This window comes from Paraburkholderia gardini, from assembly GCF_907164545.1.
GTDB lineage: Bacteria > Pseudomonadota > Gammaproteobacteria > Burkholderiales > Burkholderiaceae > Paraburkholderia > Paraburkholderia gardini.
On record NZ_CAJQZB010000027.1, the window covers coordinates 67756 to 88554 of the forward strand.

At 63.4% G+C, this 20799-nt stretch carries 19 protein-coding genes and 1 pseudogene; 7 read left to right on the forward strand and 13 right to left on the reverse strand.

The genetic code is table 11. The annotated features are described in order from the left end of the window. Positions 1-73 precede the first annotated feature (73 nt). The 4 genes from LPA37_RS18780 to LPA37_RS18795 all read right to left on the reverse strand — a co-directional run bounded on the left by LPA37_RS18780 (position 74) and on the right by LPA37_RS18795 (position 2202). On the reverse strand, positions 74-568 hold the full coding sequence (locus LPA37_RS18780; RefSeq protein ID WP_229013322.1) for a hypothetical protein: 495 nt from the start codon (positions 566-568) through the stop codon (positions 74-76). A 140-nt stretch (positions 569-708) separates the two neighbouring features. Further along, positions 709-1518: an anti-sigma factor family protein gene (locus LPA37_RS18785; protein WP_228982504.1), complete on the reverse strand. Its 810-nt coding sequence runs from the start codon at positions 1516-1518 to the stop codon at positions 709-711. Then, positions 1518-2051: a sigma-70 family RNA polymerase sigma factor gene (locus tag LPA37_RS18790; protein WP_228982533.1), complete on the reverse strand. Its 534-nt coding sequence runs from the start codon at positions 2049-2051 to the stop codon at positions 1518-1520. Before LPA37_RS18790 ends, LPA37_RS18785 begins: the two co-directional genes overlap by 1 nt. Before the next feature lie 13 nt (positions 2052-2064). Further along, positions 2065-2202 (reverse strand): hypothetical protein, encoded by a 138-nt coding sequence (locus LPA37_RS18795; RefSeq protein ID WP_228982505.1) that lies wholly within the window; start codon positions 2200-2202, stop codon positions 2065-2067. Between the two features lie 437 nt (positions 2203-2639). Between LPA37_RS18795 and hfq the strand changes: the two genes are divergently transcribed. Beyond that, positions 2640-3158: an RNA chaperone Hfq gene (hfq, locus tag LPA37_RS18800; RefSeq protein ID WP_229013323.1), complete on the forward strand. Its 519-nt coding sequence runs from the start codon at positions 2640-2642 to the stop codon at positions 3156-3158. Positions 3159-3210: 52 nt separating this feature from the next. Here hfq and LPA37_RS18805 read toward each other — a convergent pair whose 3' ends face one another. Then, positions 3211-3459: a hypothetical protein gene (locus tag LPA37_RS18805; RefSeq protein WP_228982507.1), complete on the reverse strand. Its 249-nt coding sequence runs from the start codon at positions 3457-3459 to the stop codon at positions 3211-3213. Between the two features lie 230 nt (positions 3460-3689). Here LPA37_RS18805 and LPA37_RS18810 point away from each other — a divergent pair, with 230 nt between their 5' ends. Both LPA37_RS18810 and LPA37_RS18815 read left to right on the forward strand, forming a co-directional pair. Further along, positions 3690-3863, forward strand: a complete 174-nt coding sequence (locus LPA37_RS18810) for a hypothetical protein (protein ID WP_228982509.1) — start codon at positions 3690-3692, stop codon at positions 3861-3863. 131 nt (positions 3864-3994) lie between these two features. After that, positions 3995-5185 (forward strand): low temperature requirement protein A, encoded by a 1191-nt coding sequence (locus LPA37_RS18815; RefSeq protein WP_229013324.1) that lies wholly within the window; start codon positions 3995-3997, stop codon positions 5183-5185. 246 nt (positions 5186-5431) lie between these two features. Here the strand turns inward: LPA37_RS18815 and LPA37_RS18820 are convergent, their stop codons facing one another. Continuing rightward, positions 5432-6172, reverse strand: a complete 741-nt coding sequence (locus tag LPA37_RS18820) for a DUF2968 domain-containing protein (RefSeq protein ID WP_228982514.1) — start codon at positions 6170-6172, stop codon at positions 5432-5434. A 45-nt stretch (positions 6173-6217) separates the two neighbouring features. After that, positions 6218-6301, reverse strand: a pseudogene (locus tag LPA37_RS18825) (helix-turn-helix domain-containing protein); the annotation flags it as partial. A gap of 219 nt (positions 6302-6520) precedes the next feature. On the opposite strand from LPA37_RS18825, the gene LPA37_RS18830 reads away from it, so the two are divergent. Then, positions 6521-7015, forward strand: coding sequence for a DUF2147 domain-containing protein (locus LPA37_RS18830; RefSeq protein ID WP_407672562.1), 495 nt, complete (start codon positions 6521-6523; stop codon positions 7013-7015). A 139-nt stretch (positions 7016-7154) separates the two neighbouring features. Here the strand turns inward: LPA37_RS18830 and LPA37_RS18835 are convergent, their stop codons facing one another. The 6 genes from LPA37_RS18835 to typA form a co-directional block, all read right to left on the reverse strand. Then, positions 7155-7619, reverse strand: a complete 465-nt coding sequence (locus LPA37_RS18835; protein WP_228983953.1) for a transposase — start codon at positions 7617-7619, stop codon at positions 7155-7157. Positions 7620-7773: 154 nt separating this feature from the next. Continuing rightward, positions 7774-8871, reverse strand: a complete 1098-nt coding sequence (gene zapE / locus LPA37_RS18840) for a cell division protein ZapE (RefSeq protein WP_228983951.1) — start codon at positions 8869-8871, stop codon at positions 7774-7776. Positions 8872-8960: 89 nt separating this feature from the next. Further along, positions 8961-10391: a dihydrolipoyl dehydrogenase gene (lpdA, locus tag LPA37_RS18845; RefSeq protein ID WP_228983948.1), complete on the reverse strand. Its 1431-nt coding sequence runs from the start codon at positions 10389-10391 to the stop codon at positions 8961-8963. A gap of 113 nt (positions 10392-10504) precedes the next feature. Continuing rightward, the gene (gene odhB, locus LPA37_RS18850) at positions 10505-11782 is read right to left on the reverse strand and encodes a 2-oxoglutarate dehydrogenase complex dihydrolipoyllysine-residue succinyltransferase (protein ID WP_229013325.1); all 1278 of its coding nucleotides are present in this window, start codon (positions 11780-11782) and stop codon (positions 10505-10507) included. A gap of 125 nt (positions 11783-11907) precedes the next feature. Continuing rightward, positions 11908-14769 carry a 2-oxoglutarate dehydrogenase E1 component gene (locus LPA37_RS18855; protein WP_228983943.1) on the reverse strand — a complete coding sequence of 954 codons (2862 nt, stop codon included), beginning with the start codon at positions 14767-14769 and terminating at the stop codon, positions 11908-11910. A 369-nt stretch (positions 14770-15138) separates the two neighbouring features. After that, entirely contained in the window at positions 15139-16965 is a 1827-nt protein-coding gene (gene typA / locus LPA37_RS18860; RefSeq protein ID WP_228983941.1) for a translational GTPase TypA, read from the reverse strand. A gap of 359 nt (positions 16966-17324) precedes the next feature. Here typA and LPA37_RS18865 point away from each other — a divergent pair, with 359 nt between their 5' ends. From LPA37_RS18865 to LPA37_RS18875, 3 genes are read left to right on the forward strand one after another with little or no spacing between them, the layout of a single operon-like run. Then, positions 17325-17849: a MarR family winged helix-turn-helix transcriptional regulator gene (locus LPA37_RS18865; protein ID WP_228983939.1), complete on the forward strand. Its 525-nt coding sequence runs from the start codon at positions 17325-17327 to the stop codon at positions 17847-17849. Positions 17850-17897: 48 nt separating this feature from the next. After that, positions 17898-19397 (forward strand): efflux transporter outer membrane subunit, encoded by a 1500-nt coding sequence (locus tag LPA37_RS18870; RefSeq protein ID WP_228983937.1) that lies wholly within the window; start codon positions 17898-17900, stop codon positions 19395-19397. Between the two features lie 59 nt (positions 19398-19456). Continuing rightward, positions 19457-20689, forward strand: coding sequence for an EmrA/EmrK family multidrug efflux transporter periplasmic adaptor subunit (locus LPA37_RS18875; protein WP_229013326.1), 1233 nt, complete (start codon positions 19457-19459; stop codon positions 20687-20689). Positions 20690-20799 lie beyond the last annotated feature (110 nt).

The following is a 20799-nucleotide window of genomic DNA, read 5'->3' on the forward strand; positions in this document are numbered from 1 at the left end:
CGACTGTCGACGGCCGACAGCGGTGCAACCGGCACGCACAAACGCCGGTGCGAACGGAGCGTGATGTCACCCGCTAGCGTCGCCCCCGTCCTCCCGACAAGCCGCCGGTCGGCCGCATACCGCCCATGCCGTGAAAACCGCCGCCTGTGCCGTGAAAGCCGCCGTGCATGCCCATGCCATACGATGGATGTCCGTAGTGGATGTGATCCATGTGATGGAAGTGGTGAAAATGATCGACGAAGATAAACGAGGCACCCACGCCGATCGCAACAGGCGGCCCCCAGTACCACGGGTCGTAATACGGATAGTACGGATACGCGGGAACGGGGTAAATGGCGGCCTCGCTGCCGTCGGCGTCCTGCACGATCTGCCAGGTGCCGTCCGGCTGCCGGCACGCGCGTCCGACAATCTGCTGCGTCACACCGTCGATTTGTGCCTCGCCGAAAACAGTACGGCACATCAGCGCCGGATCGTTCAGCGGATCGTCCGTCACCGATTGCGATGCCACCGGCGTCGTGCATGCGATGCAAGTACCCAGCACCGCTCCCAGTCCAGTCAGATTGCGCATGATGCTGCCCTGCCTTGACGGCTTGCGTCGCCGTCCTTGCCGATCCCCGCGCGGTCCTGCCTTTGTATGTCCTTGTTCCTTGTCGTGCGTTGCGTTGCTTCAGTGTCGTCGGGCTGCCAGCGCCACGGGCAAAAAGCACGTTATTGCCATGACTCCGGCCGCCCGCCGAGCTCGCTGCAGACATCGATTGCGATGGTGCGCAGCTTGCCTTCCGAAATCGGTCCGGAAAGCGCGTAGCCCATTTCGTCGCTCACCCAGTAGAACGTGCGGCGGTTGCCGTCGCGGAACAGGCGGAACGCCGTTTCACCCTTTCGCGTGGCGGTGACGTAAAGCGTCAGGCGCGCGCCGAGGTGATTCTCGTACATGAACTGCGCCGCGGGCCCCGCTTCGCCCGGCAGCAGCCGGCCTCCGACGAGCGTATAGCCGTACTCCTGCAGCGATGGCACCGAAAGCGACCGGTTCAGCCGCTTCGAGAGCCACGTGATGAGATGCTCCTCTTCGGACGCGGCCACTTCCACTGGATGCCGGCGCTCCGGCGTGTAGACGGCATAAGCGATATCGGCGCGCTGCGCGAACGTGGGCTCGCCGCTTCCGCCACCGATCAGGCGCGGCGCGATCGGCGCGAGCGTCAGCGCGAGGCTCGCGCCCGCCACCAGCCAGCACGCCGCGATTCCCGCCTGCCCCCACCACGGCCGGTGCGGACGCAAAACGACCACCTGTGGCGCGCTGTTGTGCGCCGCCGATGCGCCGAGCGCCTGCAAGGCGGCCTTTTGCGCCCGGTAGCCGGCGACCCGGCTGGCCGCGTCCGGATCCTGCTCCAGCCGTTCAAGGAGCGCCGCGCGCGCGCTTTCGGGCAACTCGTCGTCGACGAGCGCCGATAGCGCGCGCAGATCCAGCCCGGATGCGCAATCAGGATCGTGAACGTGATCGTGTTCTTCGTCGTTCGTCATCACGCGCCTCTTACGACTTTCAACGGCGGGGTTTTGCGCGCCGGGCCTTCGGTCAGCAGGGCCCGCATGTGTTCACGCGCGCGGGACAACCGCGACATCACCGTACCGATCGGCACCCCAAGCGCCGTCGATGTTTCCTGATACGACAATTCCTCGATACACACCAGTAGCAAAACCTCGCGTTGCTCGACCGGCAGGTAATACAGCGCCCGCTGCACATCGCGCAGCACGAGCCCGTCGACCTCGCCGTGCGGCGCTTCCATGTTTCGCCACGGCGCGCTTTCGTCGTCGACGGCGATCTCGCGGCGCATCCGCAGCTGGTCGATATACAGATGCCGCAGGATCGTCAGCAGCCACGCGCGCAGGTTCGTATCCGGCCGGAACGCCGTCCAGCGGGCGAGCGCGCGCTCCGCGGTGTCCTGCACCAGATCGTCCGCCCACGCGACATCACCCGTCAGCGCGCGCGCATAGCGGCGCAGCTGCGGGAGCCATGAAATGACGTCGGCTTCGAAGCTCGCCCGCCGGGCGTTCAGACGCAGCACAGAGTCAGTAGCCGCCGCTGCTGCTGCCGCTGCTCGACGTGCCGCTGCCCGAGGCGCCCATATCGCCACACGCCGCCGTCAGCGACGAAAGCGCGAGTACGAGAACCGTCAGTGCAGCGGAAAGAATGCGAGGCATGTTCATCAGTCGTCTCCTGCGGGTGGGCACTGGACGGCGCGGGCGCCGCCCCACGGACGTGCGGCAGTCGCGCGGGCCGGCGGGCTCGCCCAGGTTGGGTCGGGTGTCGCGGGTTCCGTCGGACTGGAGGCGCCGGATCATCCGGCGCTCACCATGCAGACTTAACGTTCCCCACCCTGCTTTTATTCCGGCAACCGTTGTCCGCCCCACCCGTGACCGGACATCACAGGCCGCTGCGGCACGTCATTTCGCGCGCGGGACGGCGATAATTCGTAACTACACGTTACACCATACGTTAAGGGGTGCTTCCGGGCGCGCAAGCCGTTATAGTGGGCGTGAGGCCGCCCGCACAGCGCGTTTGTATCCGGTACAGGGTAGAATCGCGGCGAGTAGCCATTCTTATAACTGACCGCGGCGCATCGCTGCCCGCCTCCGAATCGCCCATGCCTTCCGCAGAATCGCATCCGCAAAACGACTTCATGAACGCAGCGCGCAAAGAACGAAAGCGCGTTGAAATTTATCTCGTCAATGGCATTCGCCTGACGGGATGCATCGAGTCGTTCGATCAGTACCTGGTGATGCTGCGCACGCCCGTTGGCCTGCAGGGCATCTACAAACGCGCCATCTCGACCATCCAGCTCGATACCGGCACCCGTCCGGCGCCGCGCGCGGGCCGGCCGTCGCATGGCGAACACACAACGCGTGGGCCGCACGGCTCGCGCGATCACCGTGAGCCGCGCGAACCCCGCGAGCCGCGTGGCCCGTATGGTTCGGGTTCTTCGGGCCCGTCTTCGCCTTCTTCGTCCGCTCCGGATTCAGGTGCGGGCGGCGGATCGGGTCCGGGCAGCTCGTCGGCCCCGCCGGATCGCCCCGCGTCGGACGGCCCGGTCGTCGTGACGCGTCGCCGGCGCCTGTTCGGCAACGCCAACGGTGACGGCAACAACAATAGCGGCAACGAATAACCGGTCCGGGCGGCCGGTCTTCGGGCGCTTCACGCAATCTGGAAGACCGGCGCTACCGGAGGCGATTGTCGAGTCGCTGCAGGATCGCTTCGATCCGCTTCAGGATGACCTCGACGCGCTGCCCCTGCTGCGGCGTCAATTCAAACCTGCATTTCACCGCGAGCACGCGGCGCTGCCAGTAGTCGGGGCTCAGCGTCCGGTCGACCGGTTGCCGCGTCGCCCATTCCAGATGTGCCAGTTCCGCCTCCACCACGTGCGAGGCATGAACGCGTTGCGCCGGCCCCTTCGTTTTCATGTCCATGTCAGAGTCGCCCTGTCCGTATGTCGACGCGAATGGCACCAGCTTGTGCTATCGCCGTGACACAACCAGGACGAGCGATACGGCGCGATTTTTCAGCTTCCGCCGAAAGTCTTCGATCGGGCCTGACGTGACACCGGCACGCGACGCGGAAATGGCCGGACGGCCAGGTGTTCGGTGCACATGTCTTTGCGCTATGCTGGGTGTTCCACCTCTTCGAGCGGAGCGCAATCATGTCGAAACCCACAACCCGTGCGCCGGAGCCGCAGCCGGAGCCGGCCGATCCGACAGACGACCGTCTCGACGAGGCGCTTGAGGAAACCTTTCCCGCCAGCGACCCAATCGCGGTTCATCCCGAAGAGGATGAAGACAAGGCGCGAAAGAGTGCCGGTCGTACGTTGCACTGACCGGGTCATGGCGCGCCATGCGCTGACCATGGCAACACGGTATGGCCGCCCGGACGGGTCCGCGCAGTCGCCGATGACCGGCCGCGCGCGAGCCTGGACGTCCCGGAGCGTCCAGCACAAGGAACGACACCATGCCGACCGGCACCGCCCGTTTCCTGCGTCCACGCGACGGTCAGGAAGCGCGGGTTACCTATGTCGAACTGTTCTTCGACCTGATCTATGCATTCGCGGTCACGCAACTGTCGCACCGGCTCGTCCACGACCTGAGTGCGTTCGGCGCGCTGCAGACGCTCATTCTCTGGTTCGCGGTCTGGCTCGGCTGGCAGTACACGTGCTGGGTCACCAACTGGTTCGATCCCGAGCGTATTCCGGTGCGGCTGCTGCTTTTCGCGGTGATGCTGGTCGGCATGGTGATGGCCGCCAGTCTGCCGCTCGCCTGGGGCGAGCGTGGGCTGGTGTTCGCGATCAGTTACGTGACGATCCAGGTGGGCCGAAGCATCGTCGTGCTGCGTTTTCTGGGCAGCCAGCACGCGCTGACGGCGAACTTCCGGCGCATCTGCGGATGGCTCGTGATTTCGGGTATCGCCTGGATCGTGGGCGGGGTTCTTGAAGGCCCCGGGCGTTTCGCGTGCTGGGCCTTCGCGGTGCTCTGCGAGTACCTGTCGCCCATGTTCGGCTTTCCGCTGCCAGGGCTCGGCCGTTCGGGCGCGGCAGACTGGCGTTCAACCGAAGGCGGCCATATCGCGGAACGCTGCCAGGCGTTCGTGATACTCGCGCTGGGCGAATCGGTGCTGGTGACCGGCGGTACGCTGTCGGACATCGAGGCATGGAGCGCGCCTGCCGTCATCGCGTTTCTGGTGTGCTTTTTCGGCAGCGTCGCGATGTGGTGGGTGTACTTCGACTCCAGCAGCAGCGCCGGAAGCCGTGCGATCAGACGCTCCGGCGAACCCGGGCTCATGGCCGCGTATTTCCACTATGTGCATGTGATCCTGATCGCCGGGATCATCGTCTGCGCCGCGGCCGACGATCTCGTGATCCTGCATCCGGACGAGCGTATCGCGTGGGCAACAGCGTGGCTGCTCACCGGTGGCCCGGCGATCTTTATCGTGGGCAACGGACTATACAAGCGGGTCGTGTACGGCTGGTTTCCACTGTCGCATTGGGTCGGGCTTGTCCTGCTCGCAATCGTGTCACCGTTCGCGCTGCACACCGACCTGCTGATGACGGGCGGCCTCACGACCGTCGTCATGATCGTCGTTGCAGTATGGGAGAGTGTGTCGCGGCGCCGCCTCGCGCGGGCGGAAGCAGCGGGCACACAGTAGCGTGGCGGCGCGCCGGAAATCGCCCGAATGGAGAGCTGGGGCGTCGCTGCCGCATCGGTCACCGGCGTATCAACCCCACGACGCGGCGACGCAAGACAGCAACGAAGTTTGACAGGACAGCCAGCAGCAAACGGACACGCCCCGTCCGGCGAACCGGGAACGGAGCGAGTCGAATGCCTGACTGAACCGCGTTAAAACACAGCGCCCATGATGCGCGGCCAGCGCCGCGCCGGGCGCTACGCTCGATTAACGCGAAACCGGCAGACCGGATTCCAGCTGACGCTGCAGGTTGCGCACCTGACGCTGCGCCGTACGCAACTGCTCCTGTGCGGCAAGCTTCTGCGTCTGCAGCGCGGCGGCTTCGTCGCGATTCTGCTTCTGCTGGTCAGCGACGATGGCCTGTTGCTGGCGTGCAACGGTCAGATCAGCCTGGAGGCGGTTCGCGCGGTCCTGCGACAGCGCGACCATGCGTTCCGTGAATGCCTTCTGCGCGTCGAGCCGCGCGCGGCGGATCTCGACGTCGGAAAGCTGCACGGTCTGACGGGCGAAGTCGCGATAGATCGCTTCAGCGCGGCCTTCATCCGACGTCTTGATCACGCGCCAGAAATTCTTCTGCTGGAACAAGGCGACATACCACGTCATCTCCTTGCCGTAGAAGAACAGGCTCGCGCCGTAACTGCCGTTATGGGTCGTGCGCAGCTCGCTGAGTTCCGATCCGTTGATCATCTGCTGCAGCTCGGCGACATTACCTGTCGCCGACTGCTTCGCCTCATCGGCGGTCAGCACGACCGGCTGTGCCGGCGCTGCGGAAAGTACGGAACTCGCGGCAGGATCCGCAGCAGGCAGAGCGGTGGTTTCGCTTGCGACTGCAACGTTTGCGACAGGTTCGGGACTCGTCTGTGCGCAAACAACCTGCATTCCCCCGATCACTACCAGCCCTGCCAACCCAACCAGCTTCAGGTGGCGAACTTTTGACTTATGGTCCATGTTTTTTTGTGCTCGAACATTTGTTTTAGCCTATCTGTCTCATTATTACTCACTTTCACGGGTTTCGGGTTCTTCATCAAAAATTTGGTACTTCCGTATCTTTTCCCACCACACCTTCCGGTTGATGACGCGGTGCGGCCAGGCAGCCCACGTTCGCAGCGACGCCCCCGCGACAGGAAAGCGCCGTGCCCGGGTAGCGTCCGGGCATTGATTAGAGGGCCCACTATCAAACGGCACAGGTGCTTTCACGTATTCTGCCCGGACCCCTTTCAAGGCCTGGCGTCGCCTGACACTCACCACGACGCCGCGCGACTCCAGTCGCGACGATTTTCAACAAGGAGGAAGACAATGACTCAACTGACGCATCTGACGCGGCGCGCCCGCACTGTGGCGCTAAAGTCGGCGAAACATCTTGCGGTGGCTGGCGTCCTGATGGCGAGCGCCGTTGTAGCGATGGCGCAGAGCGCAACCGCAATCGGCACGTGGCAGACGATCGACGACCACACCGGTCAACCGAAAGCGCTGATACAGATCACGTCTGACGGCAACGGCAACCTCACAGGCAAGATCATCAGGGGCCTCAACCCCAACGACAACCCGGACCGTCGCTGCACCGCATGCACGGACGAGCGCAAGGACCAGTTGATGCTCGGCATGACGATCATCAACGACATGAAGAAAGACGGCGATGGCTGGGACGGCGGGCACATCCTCGATCCGGAAAACGGCAAGCTGTACAAGTGCAAGATGCACCTGGAAGATGGCGGCCAGAAACTGGTGGTGCGTGGCTATATCGGCGTATCGCTGCTCGGACGCTCGCAGACGTGGATTCGCCAGCCATGAACGCTGGAATAACGGTAGTGGCAGACGGCGCGTAGTACGCGTCAAAGCCCTGGCTTCAGACGAAAAAAAGCGGCCGACGATCGTAATCGTCGGCCGCTTTTTGTTGCTTTTCCCTTTGGGTCAAAACACGTGCGTTTCGTCATGCCGCGTGCTTGTAGGGCGACCTGACGGGTGGAACCCGCGAAGCGGCTGGCACGGCACTTTCATTTGACGCTCGGGCATGCAGCACGCCGGCAGGATGATGCGGGAAACCATTCCCGAGACGCGCGGCCTTCTGTTCAGGATTCGCGTGCACGCGCATGCGGGCCTGCATCGTGACGTAGAGATCTTCAGCGGCAGTAGCGTACAGATGGTCCATCACATGTTTGAGCACACCTGACTCGTGCCACGCCTTGAAGCGGCGATGGCACGTCTGGTAAGACGGGTAACGACGCGGCATCGCCGACCATGTCGCGCCACTGCAGATCACCCACAGCACGCCATTCAGCACGGAGCGCGTGTTGGCAAGAGGACGTCCGCGCAATTCGGAGCGCGGGCGCAGTTCGGGCAGCATCGAGGCGATGCATTGCCATTCTTCGTCGTTAATATCGCGGTAAGGGGTCACGGGCTTCTCCTTTATCAGAACCGTAAGGAGAAGATATAGAGACAGCCTGCACGCGAAAATCAGAAGAGTCTGAATCTCGAAAATGGCTTGCGAGACTTACGTGCGGCAAGCGTCAGGTGTGCCTTGTCTGCGTGCGCCGGGTACCGTCACGCGCCTAGGTCAGCGACGTATCGACAATTCGTCGCGGCGTGTCCAGATATTCCTTCGACTGCATTTCGACGATCCGCGAGGCCGTTCGCGTGAACTCGTTCGCCATCGGGCCATCGACGTACAGTTCTTCTGGCGGCACGGCGGCCGACATCAGCAGCTTGACCTTGTGATCGTAGAACACGTCGATGAGCCAGGTGAAGCGCCGGGCTTCCGATTGCATGCGCGGCGTCATCTGCGGCACGCCCGAGAGGATCACGGCATGGAAGCGGCTCGCCAGTTCGAGATAGTCGTTCTGCGAACGCGGGCCGCCGCACAGCGTCGCGAAATCGAACCACACGACGCCGTCCGCGCGGCGCAGCGCCTTGAGTTCACGTTTCTCGATGTGCAGCAGCGGGCTTTCGTCGGGCACGGCCGCGAGACGCGAGAACGCGTCGCGCAACGCCTTGTCGGCGGCCGCGCCGAGCGGCGTGTGATACACCTCGACCTGCGCCAGCGTGCGCTGCCGGTAGTCGATGCCGGCGTCGACGTTGATCACGTCGAGCTTCGACTTGATCAGCTCGATGGCGGGCAGCACCCGGTCGCGATGCAGGCCATCGGGATACAGCGTGTCCGGATCGTAGTTGGACGTCATCACGAACTGCACGCCGTTCTCGAACAGCTTGTCGAGCAGACGGTAGAGAATCATCGCGTCCGCGATATCGGAGACGTGAAATTCGTCGAAACAGATCAGCCGGTAACGCTTCGCGATGCGTCGCGCGAGTTCGTCGAGCGGATCGGCCTGCCCTTTCAGGTCCTCGAGTTCGCGATGTACTTCGCGCATGAACTCGTGGAAGTGCAGACGCGTCTTGCGCTGCACCGGCACGATCATGAAGAAGCTGTCCATCAGGAAGCTCTTGCCGCGCCCCACGCCGCCCCACATGTAGACGCCGCGCGGCAGGTCCGGATGGATGATCAGCTTCTTGAACGCGTTCGAGCGGCGCGACTTGTATTCGGTCCACTCGTCAAAGCACCGCTGCAGACGGTCGACCGCCGCGCGTTGCGCCGGGTCCGATTGATAGCCGCGCGTCTGCAATTCTTTTTCGTAGTATTCGGTGACGTTCATGATGTTGCAGCAAAAAAAGAAAGGCGGGAGGGTTGGAACCCGCCCGCCTTCGGAGTGCGATGCAAGGCGCGGTCAGCAGACCGCATGCATTACATGTTCAGCGCGCGTTTATCGACAGCCAGCGCAGCTTCACGCATCACTTCGGACAGCGACGGGTGCGGATGGCAGATGCGGCCGAGGTCTTCGGACGCGGCCTTGAATTCCATCGCCACCACGGCTTCCGCGATCAGGTCCGATGCGTTTGCCGAGATGATGTGTACGCCGAGCAGCTCGTCGGTCTTCGCGTCGGCGATCATCTTGACGAAACCCTCCGCCTTGTTGATGCCGAGCGCGCGGCCGTTCGCCATGAACGGGAACTGGCCCGTCCTGACTTCGCGGCCTTCGGCCTTCAGCTGCTGCTCCGTCTTGCCGACCCACGCGATTTCCGGTTCGGTGTAGATCACCCACGGAATGCAGTTGTAGTCGATATGCGGCTTCTGGCCGTCGATGATTTCGGCGACCAGCACGCCTTCGTCTTCGGCCTTGTGCGCGAGCATCGGGCCACGCACCACGTCGCCGATCGCGTACACGTTCGGCACCGCCGTCGCGCAATGATCGTCGACGTCGATGAAGCCGCGCTCGTTCGCCTTCAGGCCGATCGCCTCGAGACCGAGGTTGTCGGTGTTCGGCACGCGGCCGATCGATACGATCAGGCGGTCGGCGTCGAGCGTCTGCGCGTTGCCGTCCTTGTCCGTGTAAGCGATCGATACGTTCTTGCCGGTCGCCTTGATCTCGCCGACCTTCACGCCGACGTGAATATCGAGGCCCTGCTTCTTGAACTGCTTCGCGGCTTCCTTCGCGAGTGCCTGGTCCGCCGCGCCGAGGAATTCCGGCAGCGCTTCGAGCACCGTGACGTCAGAACCGAGGCGACGCCACACCGAGCCGAGTTCCAGACCGATCACGCCCGCACCGATCACGGCGAGCTTCTTCGGCACGGTGTCGAACGTCAGTGCGCCTTCGTTGTCGGCGACGATCTTGTTGTCGACCGGCACGTTCGGCAGATGGCGCGCCTTCGAACCCGTCGCGATGATCACGTTCTTCGCCGTGACGACTTCGGTTTCGCCCTCGCCGCTGACTTCGATCTGCACGCCGGCGTCCGTCTTGCCGGTGAACTTGCCGTGGCCTTTGAGCCAGGTGATCTTGTTCTTGCGGAACAGGAATTCGATGCCCTTCGTCATCTTCTCGACGATGCCTTCCTTGCGGGCCAGCATCTTCGAAATATCGACCTTCACGTCCGACACGGAGATGCCGTGGTCGGCGAGGTGATGCGAAGCGTTTTCAAATTCTTCCGACGACGCGAGCAGCGCCTTCGACGGAATGCAACCCACGTTCAGGCACGTGCCGCCGAGCTTCAGCGTGCCGGCCGGGTTCTTCCACTTTTCGATACATGCGACGGTCTTGCCGAGCTGCGCGGCACGGATAGCGGCGATATAGCCGCCCGGGCCGGCGCCGATCACGACGACGTCAAATTCCTTGGACATGACAATCCTTTCGATGACGCAGCGAAGCGCAGCCATGTTTCATGGCGCGCGTCGCTGCGGTTTCAGGCTGATGCGAGAAGCGCCGTCACGCAGATGGCGACGGTTACGCGGATTTACAGGTCGAGCAGCAGGCGCGCCGGGTCTTCCAGCGCATCCTTCATCGCGACCAGCGACAGCACCGCTTCGCGACCGTCGATGATCCGGTGGTCGTACGACAGCGCCAGGTAGTTCATCGGACGGATCACGATCTGGCCGTTTTCGACCACGGCGCGTTCCTTCGTGGCGTGCACGCCGAGAATCGCGGATTGCGGCGGGTTGATGATCGGCGTCGACAGCATCGAGCCGAACACACCCCCGTTCGAGATCGAGAACGTGCCGCCCGTCATTTCCTCGATCGACAGCTTGCCGTCCTTCGCCTTCTGACCGAATTCGGCGATCTTCTTCTCGATGTCGGCGAGGCTCAGCTGATCGGCGTTGCGCAGGATCGGCACCACCAGACCGCGCGGCGAACCGACCGCGATACCGATGTCGAAATAGCCGTGATAGACGATGTCGTTACCGTCGATCGATGCGTTCACCAGCGGGAACTTCTTCAGCGCGTGAACAGCGGCCTTCACGAAGAACGACATGAAGCCGAGCTTCACGCCATGTTCCTTCTCGAACCTGTCCTTGTACTTGTTGCGCAGGTCCATCACCGGCGCCATGTTCACTTCGTTGAACGTCGTGAGGATGGCGTTGGTTTGCTGCGATTCGAGCAGACGCTCGGCGATACGTGCACGCAGACGCGACATCGGAACGCGTTGTTCCGGGCGGTCCTTCAGCCACGCGTCGGCCGAAGCCGGCGCCTTCACGTCCGGCAGCGACGGCTTTGCAGCCTTCGGTGCGGCGGCCGGTGCCGGTGCTTTTGCAGGCACCGGCGCCGAGCCTGCGGTCAGCACGTCGCCCTTCGTGATGCGGCCGTCGCGGCCCGAGCCTGCGACGTCGCCCGACGACAGGTTCTTTTCCGCCATCAGCTTGCTGGCAGCAGGAGAAGCCGCCGTGTTCGCACCCGTCGCGGATGCCGCCTGGGCCGGTGCGGCAGCGGCGGGCGCCGTAGCCGCCGCCGGTGCAGGCTTCACTTCTGCTTCGACAGCAGCAGCGCCTGCCTTGCCTTCAGTGTCGATCATCGCGATGACCTGATCGGCGATCACGGTGTCGCCATCGTTCGCGATGATTTGCGCGAGCACGCCGGCCGACGGTGCCGGCACTTCCAGCACGACCTTGTCGGTTTCGATTTCGATGAGAATTTCGTCCTGCGCGACCGCTTCACCCGGCTTCTTCTTCCACTGCAACATGGTGGCTTCCGAGACCGACTCGGAGAGCTGGGGGACCTTGACTTCTACAATAGCCATTGTGATTTTTTCCTGAATACGTATCGGGTTCTCTGAACCCTGTGCGAACCGTCTGCGAACCGTGTATGAACCTTCAGACGCGGCGCGGGAGAACGCAGTGCGTTCTCCCGGTTCGGTTCATGGGGTTATTTAGCGATCGACGCGCTCTTCAGACGGCCGAATGCACCTTCCACCAGCGCCTTCTGCTGCTCGTAATGCTTTGCGTAGTAACCGACTGCCGGCGAAGCCGAAGCCGGACGGCCGCTGTATGCCAGCTTCTGTCCGTCCTTCATGCCTTCCTTCAGATGGTGCTCGATGTAGAACCACGGGCCCTGATTCTGCGGCTCGTCCTGCACCCACACCACTTCGGTCGCGTTGTCGTACTTCTTCATTTCCGCTTCGAACTGCTTGTGCGCGAACGGATACAGCTGTTCGATACGGATGATCGCGACGTCATTCGCCTTCGCTTCGCGACGATGCGCGACGAGGTCATAGTACACGCGGCCCGAGCAGGCAACCACGCGCTTGACCTTCTTCGCGTCGATCTCGTCGCTCACCTCGCCGATAATCGGCTGGAACGCGCCCTTCGCCAGTTCGGACAGATCCGACACGGCTTCCTTGTGGCGCAGCAGCGACTTCGGCGTGGCGACGATCAGCGGCTTCCTGAAGAGGCGGATCATCTGGCGACGCAACAGGTGGAAAATCTGCGCCGGCGTGGTCGGCTGGACGACCTGCATGTTGTGATCGGCGCACAGTTGCAGGAAACGCTCGATACGTGCCGACGAGTGCTCCGGACCCTGACCTTCGTAGCCGTGCGGCAGCAGCATCGTGAGACCCGAGACACGGCCCCACTTCACTTCGCCCGACGAGATGAACTGGTCGATCACGACCTGCGCGCCGTTCACGAAGTCGCCGAACTGCGCTTCCCATGCGACGAACGTATTCGGCTCAGCCGTCGAGTAGCCGTATTCGAAGCCGAGCACGGCTTCTTCGGACAGCACCGAGTCGATCACCGTGAACTTTGCCTGGCCTTCGGCGATGTTCTGCAGCGGCACGTACGTGCCGTCATTCCAGCGTTCGCGGTTCTGGTCGTGCAGCACCGCGTGACGGTGCGTGAACGTGCCGCGGCCCGAATCCTGGCCGGTCAGGCGCACCGCATAGCCCGAAGCGACGAGCGACGCGAATGCCAGATGCTCGCCCATGCCCCAGTCGAGTTTCGCTTCACCGCGACCCATCGCACGACGGTCGTTGATGACGCGCTCGACGAGCGGGTGAACCTTGAAGTTATCCGGAATCGTGGTGATGCGTTCCGCGAGGCGCTTGAGTTCGGCGAGCGGCACGGCCGTGTCGGCCGCGTCGGTCCATTTGCGGTTCAGGAACGGCACCCAGTCGACCGCGTACTTGCTCTTGTAGTTCGAGAGCACCGGATCGATCGTGTGATGGCCTTCGTCCATCGCCTGACGGTATGCCTTGACGTAGTTGTCTCCGTCTTCGGCGGTGATCACGCCTTGCTGCACGAGCTTTTCAGCGTACAGCGCGCGCGTGCCCGGGTGCTTCGCGATGGTTTTGTACATCAGCGGCTGCGTGACAGCCGGCGTGTCCTGCTCGTTGTGGCCAAGCTTGCGGAAGCAGATGATGTCGATCACGACATCCTTGTGGAACTGCATCCGGTAGTCGATAGCCATCTGCGTGGCCAGCACGACGGCTTCCGGATCGTCGCCGTTCACGTGCAGCACCGGCGCTTCGATCATTTTGACGACATCGGAGCAGTACAGCGTCGAGCGCGTGTCGCGCGGGTCGGACGTCGTGAAGCCGATCTGGTTGTTGATGACGATGTGCAGCGTGCCGTGCGTGCCGTAACCGCGCGTCTGCGCGAGGTTCAGCGTTTCCATCACGACGCCCTGGCCCGCGAAGGCCGCGTCGCCGTGGATCTGCACCGGCAGGACCTGCAGGCCCTGATCGTCGCCGCGACGGTCCATCCGGGCCTTCGCCGAGCCCTCGACCACCGGGTTCACGATTTCAAGGTGCGACGGGTTGAATGCGAGCGACAGGTGAACCGGGCCGCCATCGGTCGAGACGTCCGACGAGAAACCCTTGTGGTACTTCACGTCGCCAGCCGGCAGATCGTCAACATGCTTGCCTTCGAATTCAGCGAAGAGGTCAGCCGGCATCTTGCCGAGCGTATTGACCAGCACGTTCAGACGGCCGCGGTGGGCCATGCCGATGACGATTTCCTGCACGCCGTTCGCGCCGCCGTGACGCACCACTTCGTCCATCGATGCGATGAAGCTTTCGCCGCCTTCCAGCGAGAAACGCTTCTGACCGACGTACCGGGTGTGCAGGAAGCGCTCGAGGCCTTCGGCTGCCGTCAGACGGTTCAGGATGTGCTTTTTCTTTTCGACGGAGAAATTCGGCGTCGAGCGGATCGACTCGAGCTTTTCCTTCCACCAGCGCTTCTGCTCCGGATCGCTCAGGTACATGTACTCGGCACCGATCGTGCCGCAATACGTATCGCGCAGCGCCTTGATGATGTCGCGCAGCGATGCCTGTTCGAAGCCGAAATACAGATTGTTCGTGTTGAACGTCTGGTCCATGTCGGCTTCGGTGAAGTCGTAGAACGCAGGTTCAAGCTCAGGAATGCCGGGGCGCTCGCGGCGCTTCAGCGGATCGAGATTGGCCCATTGCGAGCCGAGAAAACGGTAGGCGCCGATCAGCGACTGGACATAGACCTGCTTGCGCGCGGTGGCAAGGTCTTCGCCGCCGGTGGTGGCCCGGGGAATAAAGGCATTCGCCTTCGCCCGCTGCGCAAACGACTCGACGATCGGGCCATGAGCCACGTCGTTGCCATTGCCGCCGTCCGATGCCGGGACGTTCTGCAACGCGTCGAAATACTCACGCCAGGTCTCGGGCACTGACGCCGGATTATCGAGATACGCCTCGTACTGCTCTTCTACATACGGAGCGTTGCCGCCGAACAGATAGGAGTTCAGCTGGAGTTGCTTCATCATTTTTTACGCTCACCTTTCTTCGAGTTTCTCGAGAAATAGCGGGTTACTCAACCTTCCGCGACACGGCCTGACCGTTTGGCGGATTGCGCGAATCAAGTCTTGCTTGGAAGGACCTTAACTTGCATCCTGAAAATCATAGCACAGAACGCATACTCTACATAGCTGGCATGCTGGGCTAAAGTCTTGCCACAGCGGGGTTTTGCTGCATCCGCACGCAGGGTTTCAGGGGTTTTCGGCTCCCTTCGCCGGATCGTCGCGAGACCCCGGCGGTTCGCGCCGGCCCACGCCCGGAAACGACAAAAGCCACCCGAAGGTGGCTTTTGTCTGACAACGAGACGTTTATTGACGCCTTGTCGACGTCAACCGAAGTTAATCGGTTGCGCCCTTGCGGCTCGCGCTGCGGCGCTCGTGTTCCTTCAGATAGCGCTTGCGCAGACGGATCGATTGCGGCGTGACTTCGACCAGTTCGTCGTCGTCGATGAATTCGACCGCGTATTCGAGCGACATCTGGATCGGCGGCACGAGGCGCACCGCTTCATCGGTGCCCGAGGAGCGCACGTTGGTCAGCTGCTTGCCCTTGATCGGGTTCACGACGAGGTCGTTGTCGCGGCTGTGAATGCCGATGATCATGCCTTCGTACAGCGGCTCGCCCGGCGACACGAACATACGGCCGCGATCCTGCAGCTTCCAGAGCGCGTACGCCACGGCCGCGCCGTCGTCCTGCGAGATCAGCACGCCATTGCGACGCTCGCCGACCGCGCCTTCCCGGACCGGCTGGTACGAGTCGAACGTATGGCTCATCAGGCCCGTGCCGCGCGTGAGCGTCAGGAATTCCGACTGGAAGCCGATCAGGCCACGCGCCGAAATGCGGTACTCGAGACGCGTACGGCCACGACCGTCCGACGCCATGTCGAGCATTTCGCCCTTGCGGCGGCCCAGTTCTTCCATCACGCCGCCCTGGTGGCCGTCTTCCATGTCGACCGTCAGGTTTTCGTACGGCTCGTGACGCACGCCGTCGACTTCCGTCATCACCACGCGCGGACGCGACACAGCCAGCTCGTAGCCTTCACGGCGCATGTTTTCCACGAGAATCGTCAGGTGCAGCTCGCCGCGGCCCGCCACTTCGAACGTGGTTTCGTCGCCGGTTTCCTTCACGCGGAGCGCGACGTTGTGGTTCAGTTCCTTCATCAGACGGTCGCGGATCTGGCGGCTCGTCACGAACTTGCCTTCACGGCCCGCCAGCGGCGACGAATTCACGAGGAAGTTCATCGTCAGCGTCGGCTCGTCGACCGTGATCATCGGCAGCGCTTCCGGCACGTCCGGCGAGCAGATGGTCACGCCGATACCGATTTCCTCGATACCGTTGATGAGCACGATGTCGCCGGCTTCAGCCGATTCCACCTGGACGCGCTCCAGACCCTTGAACGACAGGACCTGATTGATCTTGCGGTTGATGATCGCGCCGTCCGGGCCCGAACGCACGGAGACCGACATGCCGGGCTTGATCGTGCCGCGCGTGATGCGGCCGACACCGATACGGCCGACGTACGTCGAATAATCGAGCGACGTGATCTGCAGCTGGAGCGGGCCTTCCGGGTCTGCCGGGCGAACCGGCACGTGTTCGAGAATCGCTTCGAAGAGCGGACGCATGTTGCCTTCGCGCACGCTCGGATCGAGGTCGGCATAGCCATTCAGGCCCGATGCGTAGACGATCGGGAAGTCGAGCTGTTCTTCGCTTGCGCCGAGCTTGTCGAACAGGTCGAACGTCTGGTTGATCACCCAGTCGATACGCGCGCCCGGGCGGTCGATCTTGTTGATGATGACGATCGGCTTCAGGCCGAGTGCCAGCGCTTTCTTGGTCACGAAGCGCGTTTGCGGCATCGGACCCTCGACGGCATCGACGAGCAGCAGCACCGAGTCGACCATCGACAGCACGCGCTCCACTTCACCGCCGAAGTCGGCGTGGCCCGGGGTGTCGACGATGTTGATGTGCGTGCCTTCGTATTCGACCGCGCAATTCTTCGCAAGAATCGTGATGCCGCGTTCTTTTTCGATGTCGTTCGAATCCATGACACGTTCGGCGATCTGCTGGTTCTCGCGGAAGGTGCCGGACTGGCGAAGGAGCTGGTCGACGAGCGTGGTCTTGCCGTGGTCGACGTGGGCAATGATGGCGATGTTACGAAGGGCGCGGGTCATAGGAACCTGGAGACAGTTGAGTGCGCCAGATCGCTTCTTGAAACTGCCAACAAGCCCAAAGCGCACTTTTGGGAACCTGAAATTATAGCACGCGAACGTGAAGCTTTCCGACCCGCCACGTACTCCGGCCGTCAGAAAGCCTTTCGGCAGGCCCTTTTCGCCCGCGCAGAACCGCCCTCCAGCGCATTCATCACAGCACGACGCGTCCGCAACCGCCCGCCCCAACGCTGCGCTCCCCGCACAGATCGATTATGGTTCTTGTCTGTGAAAGTTCCTTGCCTAAGCTGTAATAACGCTTGCCGCGTCAACTAACCGCACCTATAATCCTGCCTGGTCAATCATTGCTGTCGCAGAGAATCATGACTGATCCGAACCCGGCGTTACCGCCCGAAATCAGCGAATACCAGTTCGGCGAAAGCGTTGGCTACCTGCTCTCGCGTGTGAAATCGACCATGTCGAACATGATCACGCAGCGCACGATAGCCGAACTCGGTATTACGAGCACCCAGTGCAGCATCCTGTTCATGGTCGCGAGCGGCAAGTGCCTGCTCGCCGCCGAGCTGGCCCGCGAATACGGCATCGACGCAAGCGCCGTCACCCGCCTGATCGACCGGCTGGAGAAGCGCGGCCTGCTGACACGCGTGCGCAGCTGCGAAGATCGCCGCGTCGTCCGGCTAGCCCTCACGCCCGAAGGCCAGGCGATGGCGGCCCGCATGCCCGCCATTTTCAACGGCACGCTGGACAGGCTGCTCGCAGGCTTTACCCCCGAAGAAGTGGGTTTCCTCAAGAGCATGCTGCGCCGCGCGCTCGCCAACAGTGGCGACGCCACGTGGCTTTCGCGCGATGCCGCCACCGCGGCGGCCACGTCGTCCGAGACCCGATAAATAGTTGCAGCGTCCATCATTACCATCACTCAAAGAAGAGTCGAGCGAATGAAATCCCTTTCCCTGTCCGCGCCGGCGCTGTCGAGCCGGGCTGTTGTCGCCGCGGCGGCGACAGCACTCGCCCTGTCGGGCTGCGCGAACTACATCGGTATCAAGAGCGACAAGCAGATGGCGTCGGCCGCGCAGTACGAATCGGCGCAGAGCGTTCCCGCGGAGGGTGGCCAGTGGCCCTCGCTCGACTGGGCGAACCAGTTCGGCGACCCGCAACTGCCGGCGCTGATCGCCGAAGCACTCGACGGCAGCCCGTCGATCGCGCAGGCGCAGGCGCGTATCGCCAAGGCGTCGTCGTACATCGAAAACACGCGTTCGAACCTGTATCCGAAGGTGGACGGAAGCTATTCGTGGACCCGCGAGCTGTATTCGGCGAACGCCCTCTTCCCGCCGCCGTACGGCGGCACGTGGTTCAGCGAGAACAACGCGCTCGCGAGCGCCTCGTGGGACCTGGACCTGTGGGGCAAGAACCGCGAAAAGCTCGGCCAGGCCGTCTCGCAGGAAAAAGCCGCCGAAGCCGACATGCAGCAGGCGCGCGTGACGCTCGCCTCGTCGGTGGCACGCACGTACAACCAGCTCGCGCAGCTCTACGCGCTGCGCGATATCGCCCAGCGCGAAATCGACAATCGCCAGACGATCGGCAAGATCACGAACGGCCGGGTTCTGGCCGGTCTCGATACGAACGTCGAACGGCAGACGGCCAACGGCAATATCGCCACGAGCCAGGCGAACCTGACTGAACTCGACGGCCAGATCACCACCGTGCGCTACCAGCTCGGCGCGCTGCTCGGCAAAGGGCCGGACCGCGGCCTGCAGATCGCCAAACCGGTGATGAACGCGGGCGCGCAGGTCGTGCTGCCGGACAACCTGCCGGCCGACCTCGTGGCCCGCCGCCCGGATATCGTCGCCGCGCGCTGGGAGGTCGAAGCCGCGACGCACGACATCAAGGAAGCGAAAGCGGAATTCTTCCCGGACATCAACCTCGCGGCCGGTTTCGGTTTCGATGCGTTCGGCTGGGGCCGCTTCCTCACCTCGGCGAGCCGCCAGATCCAGTTCGGCCCGGCGATCCATCTGCCGATCTTCGATGCCGGCGCGCTGCGCTCGCAACTGAAAGGACGCTACGCCGACTTCGATCTCGACGTCGCGAACTACAACCAGACGCTGATCAATGCGCTCTCGGATGTGGCGACGCAGGTGTCGTCGATCCGTTCGATCGACCAGCAGTCGGGCGACGCGCAGCGCGCGCTCGACGCGTCGTCGAAAGCGTACGAACTTGCGGTGATCCGCTACCGCGCCGGCCTGTCGCCGCAACTGCAGGTGCTGACCGCCGACCAGAACCGCCTCGCCGCCGAACAGACGGTGACGAACCTGAAGATGAAGCGCCGCGACATGCAGATCGCGCTGGTCAAGGCGCTCGGCGGCGGGTTCGACGCAACGCAGACCGGTCTCGTGGTGCCGACCGACGCCCCCGCTTCCGCCGCACACGCATCGAACTGAGCCGGACCGAACGCCCATCCGGATAAACGACGAAGACTGAGAGAATACGGAGCACATCAATGAGCACCCCCCAACAGCCCGCGCCGGGCACGCAACCGGCAAACAACGGCAAGCGCCGACGGATGATGACGCTGCTCGTCATCGTGATCCTGATCGCCGCGATTGCATATGGCCTGTACTACTTCCTCGTCGCGCGCTTCCACGAAGACACCGACGATGCCTACGTGAACGGCAACGTCGTGCAGATCACGCCACAGGTCACGGGCACGGTCGTCTCCGTGAACGCCGACGACACGCAGACGGTCAAGGCCGGCGATCCGGTCGTCGTGCTGGACCCGGCGGATTCGCGCGTCGCGCTCGAATCGGCTGAAGCGAATCTCGCGCAGGTCGTGCGCCAGGTGCGCGGCCTGTTCGCCGACGACAGCCAGTACCTGGCCCAGGTCGCCGTGCGTCAGTCCGATCTGTCGCGCGCGCAGGACGACCTGAAGCGCCGCATGACGGTGGCGCAAACGGGTGCGGTTTCGCAGGAAGAAATCTCGCACGCCCGCGACGCCGTGAAGAGCGCGCAGGCCGCGCTCGACGCCGCGCAACAGCAGCTCGCCGCGAACCGCGCGCTGACCGCGAACACGACGGTCGCCAATCATCCGAACGTGCAGGCCGCGGCCGCGAAGGTACGCGACGCGTATCTGAACAACGCGCGCAACACGCTGCCGGCACCGGTTACCGGATACGTCGCGAAGCGTTCGGTGCAGGTCGGCCAGCGCGTCTCGCCAGGCACGCCGCTGATGGCGATCGTGCCGCTGAACAGCGTGTGGGTCGACGCGAACTTCAAGGAAGTGCAGCTGACGCACATGCGCATCGGCCAGCCGGTCGAACTGACGGCTGACGTCTATGGTTCGGGCGTGACGTTCCACGGCAAGGTCGTCGGTTTCTCGGCCGGCACGGGCTCGGCGTTCTCGCTGCTGCCGGCGCAGAACGCGACGGGCAACTGGATCAAGGTCGTGCAACGCCTGCCGGTGCGTATCGCGCTCGATCCGCAGGAACTCGCGGCGCATCCGCTGCGTATCGGTCTGTCGATGCAGGCCGACGTGAACATCAAGAACGAAAACGGCGGCCAGCTCGGCAACGCGCCGAACACCGTCTATCAGACCAACGTGTTCGACCGGTACGGCGACCAGGCCGATGCCGAAATCGCACGCATCATCGCGGCGAACGCCGGCCCGAACGGCGGCCAGTACAGCGGCGCGCAGGCAGCCGGGCGCGGCGCAAAAGGCGCGGCGAAGCTGATGTAACCAGCATCATGGCGCTTGCCGCCACACCAGCAATACTTCAAAAGGTTTCATGGCTCAGGCTCAAGTCCCGGGGCCGCCCCCGGGGGGGGGGGGGCGGGTGGTGGGGGCGG

Excerpts from the sequence above, each read along its gene's own strand:
- LPA37_RS18780 (WP_229013322.1), bottom strand. The coding sequence starts at position 568 with ATGCGCAATCTGACTGGACTGGGAGCGGTGCTGGGTACTTGCATCGCA.
- LPA37_RS18785 (WP_228982504.1), bottom strand. The coding sequence starts at position 1,518 with ATGACGAACGACGAAGAACACGATCACGTTCACGATCCTGATTGCGCA.
- LPA37_RS18795 (WP_228982505.1), bottom strand. The coding sequence starts at position 2,202 with ATGAACATGCCTCGCATTCTTTCCGCTGCACTGACGGTTCTCGTACTC.
- hfq (WP_229013323.1), top strand. The coding sequence starts at position 2,640 with ATGCCTTCCGCAGAATCGCATCCGCAAAACGACTTCATGAACGCAGCG.
- LPA37_RS18805 (WP_228982507.1), bottom strand. The coding sequence starts at position 3,459 with ATGGACATGAAAACGAAGGGGCCGGCGCAACGCGTTCATGCCTCGCAC.
- LPA37_RS18810 (WP_228982509.1), top strand. The coding sequence starts at position 3,690 with ATGTCGAAACCCACAACCCGTGCGCCGGAGCCGCAGCCGGAGCCGGCC.
- LPA37_RS18815 (WP_229013324.1), top strand. The coding sequence starts at position 3,995 with ATGCCGACCGGCACCGCCCGTTTCCTGCGTCCACGCGACGGTCAGGAA.
- LPA37_RS18820 (WP_228982514.1), bottom strand. The coding sequence starts at position 6,172 with ATGGACCATAAGTCAAAAGTTCGCCACCTGAAGCTGGTTGGGTTGGCA.
- LPA37_RS18830 (WP_407672562.1), top strand. The coding sequence starts at position 6,521 with ATGACTCAACTGACGCATCTGACGCGGCGCGCCCGCACTGTGGCGCTA.
- zapE (WP_228983951.1), bottom strand. The coding sequence starts at position 8,871 with ATGAACGTCACCGAATACTACGAAAAAGAATTGCAGACGCGCGGCTAT.
- lpdA (WP_228983948.1), bottom strand. The coding sequence starts at position 10,391 with ATGTCCAAGGAATTTGACGTCGTCGTGATCGGCGCCGGCCCGGGCGGC.
- odhB (WP_229013325.1), bottom strand. The coding sequence starts at position 11,782 with ATGGCTATTGTAGAAGTCAAGGTCCCCCAGCTCTCCGAGTCGGTCTCG.
- LPA37_RS18855 (WP_228983943.1), bottom strand. The coding sequence starts at position 14,769 with ATGATGAAGCAACTCCAGCTGAACTCCTATCTGTTCGGCGGCAACGCT.
- typA (WP_228983941.1), bottom strand. The coding sequence starts at position 16,965 with ATGACCCGCGCCCTTCGTAACATCGCCATCATTGCCCACGTCGACCAC.
- LPA37_RS18865 (WP_228983939.1), top strand. The coding sequence starts at position 17,325 with ATGACTGATCCGAACCCGGCGTTACCGCCCGAAATCAGCGAATACCAG.
- LPA37_RS18870 (WP_228983937.1), top strand. The coding sequence starts at position 17,898 with ATGAAATCCCTTTCCCTGTCCGCGCCGGCGCTGTCGAGCCGGGCTGTT.
- LPA37_RS18875 (WP_229013326.1), top strand. The coding sequence starts at position 19,457 with ATGAGCACCCCCCAACAGCCCGCGCCGGGCACGCAACCGGCAAACAAC.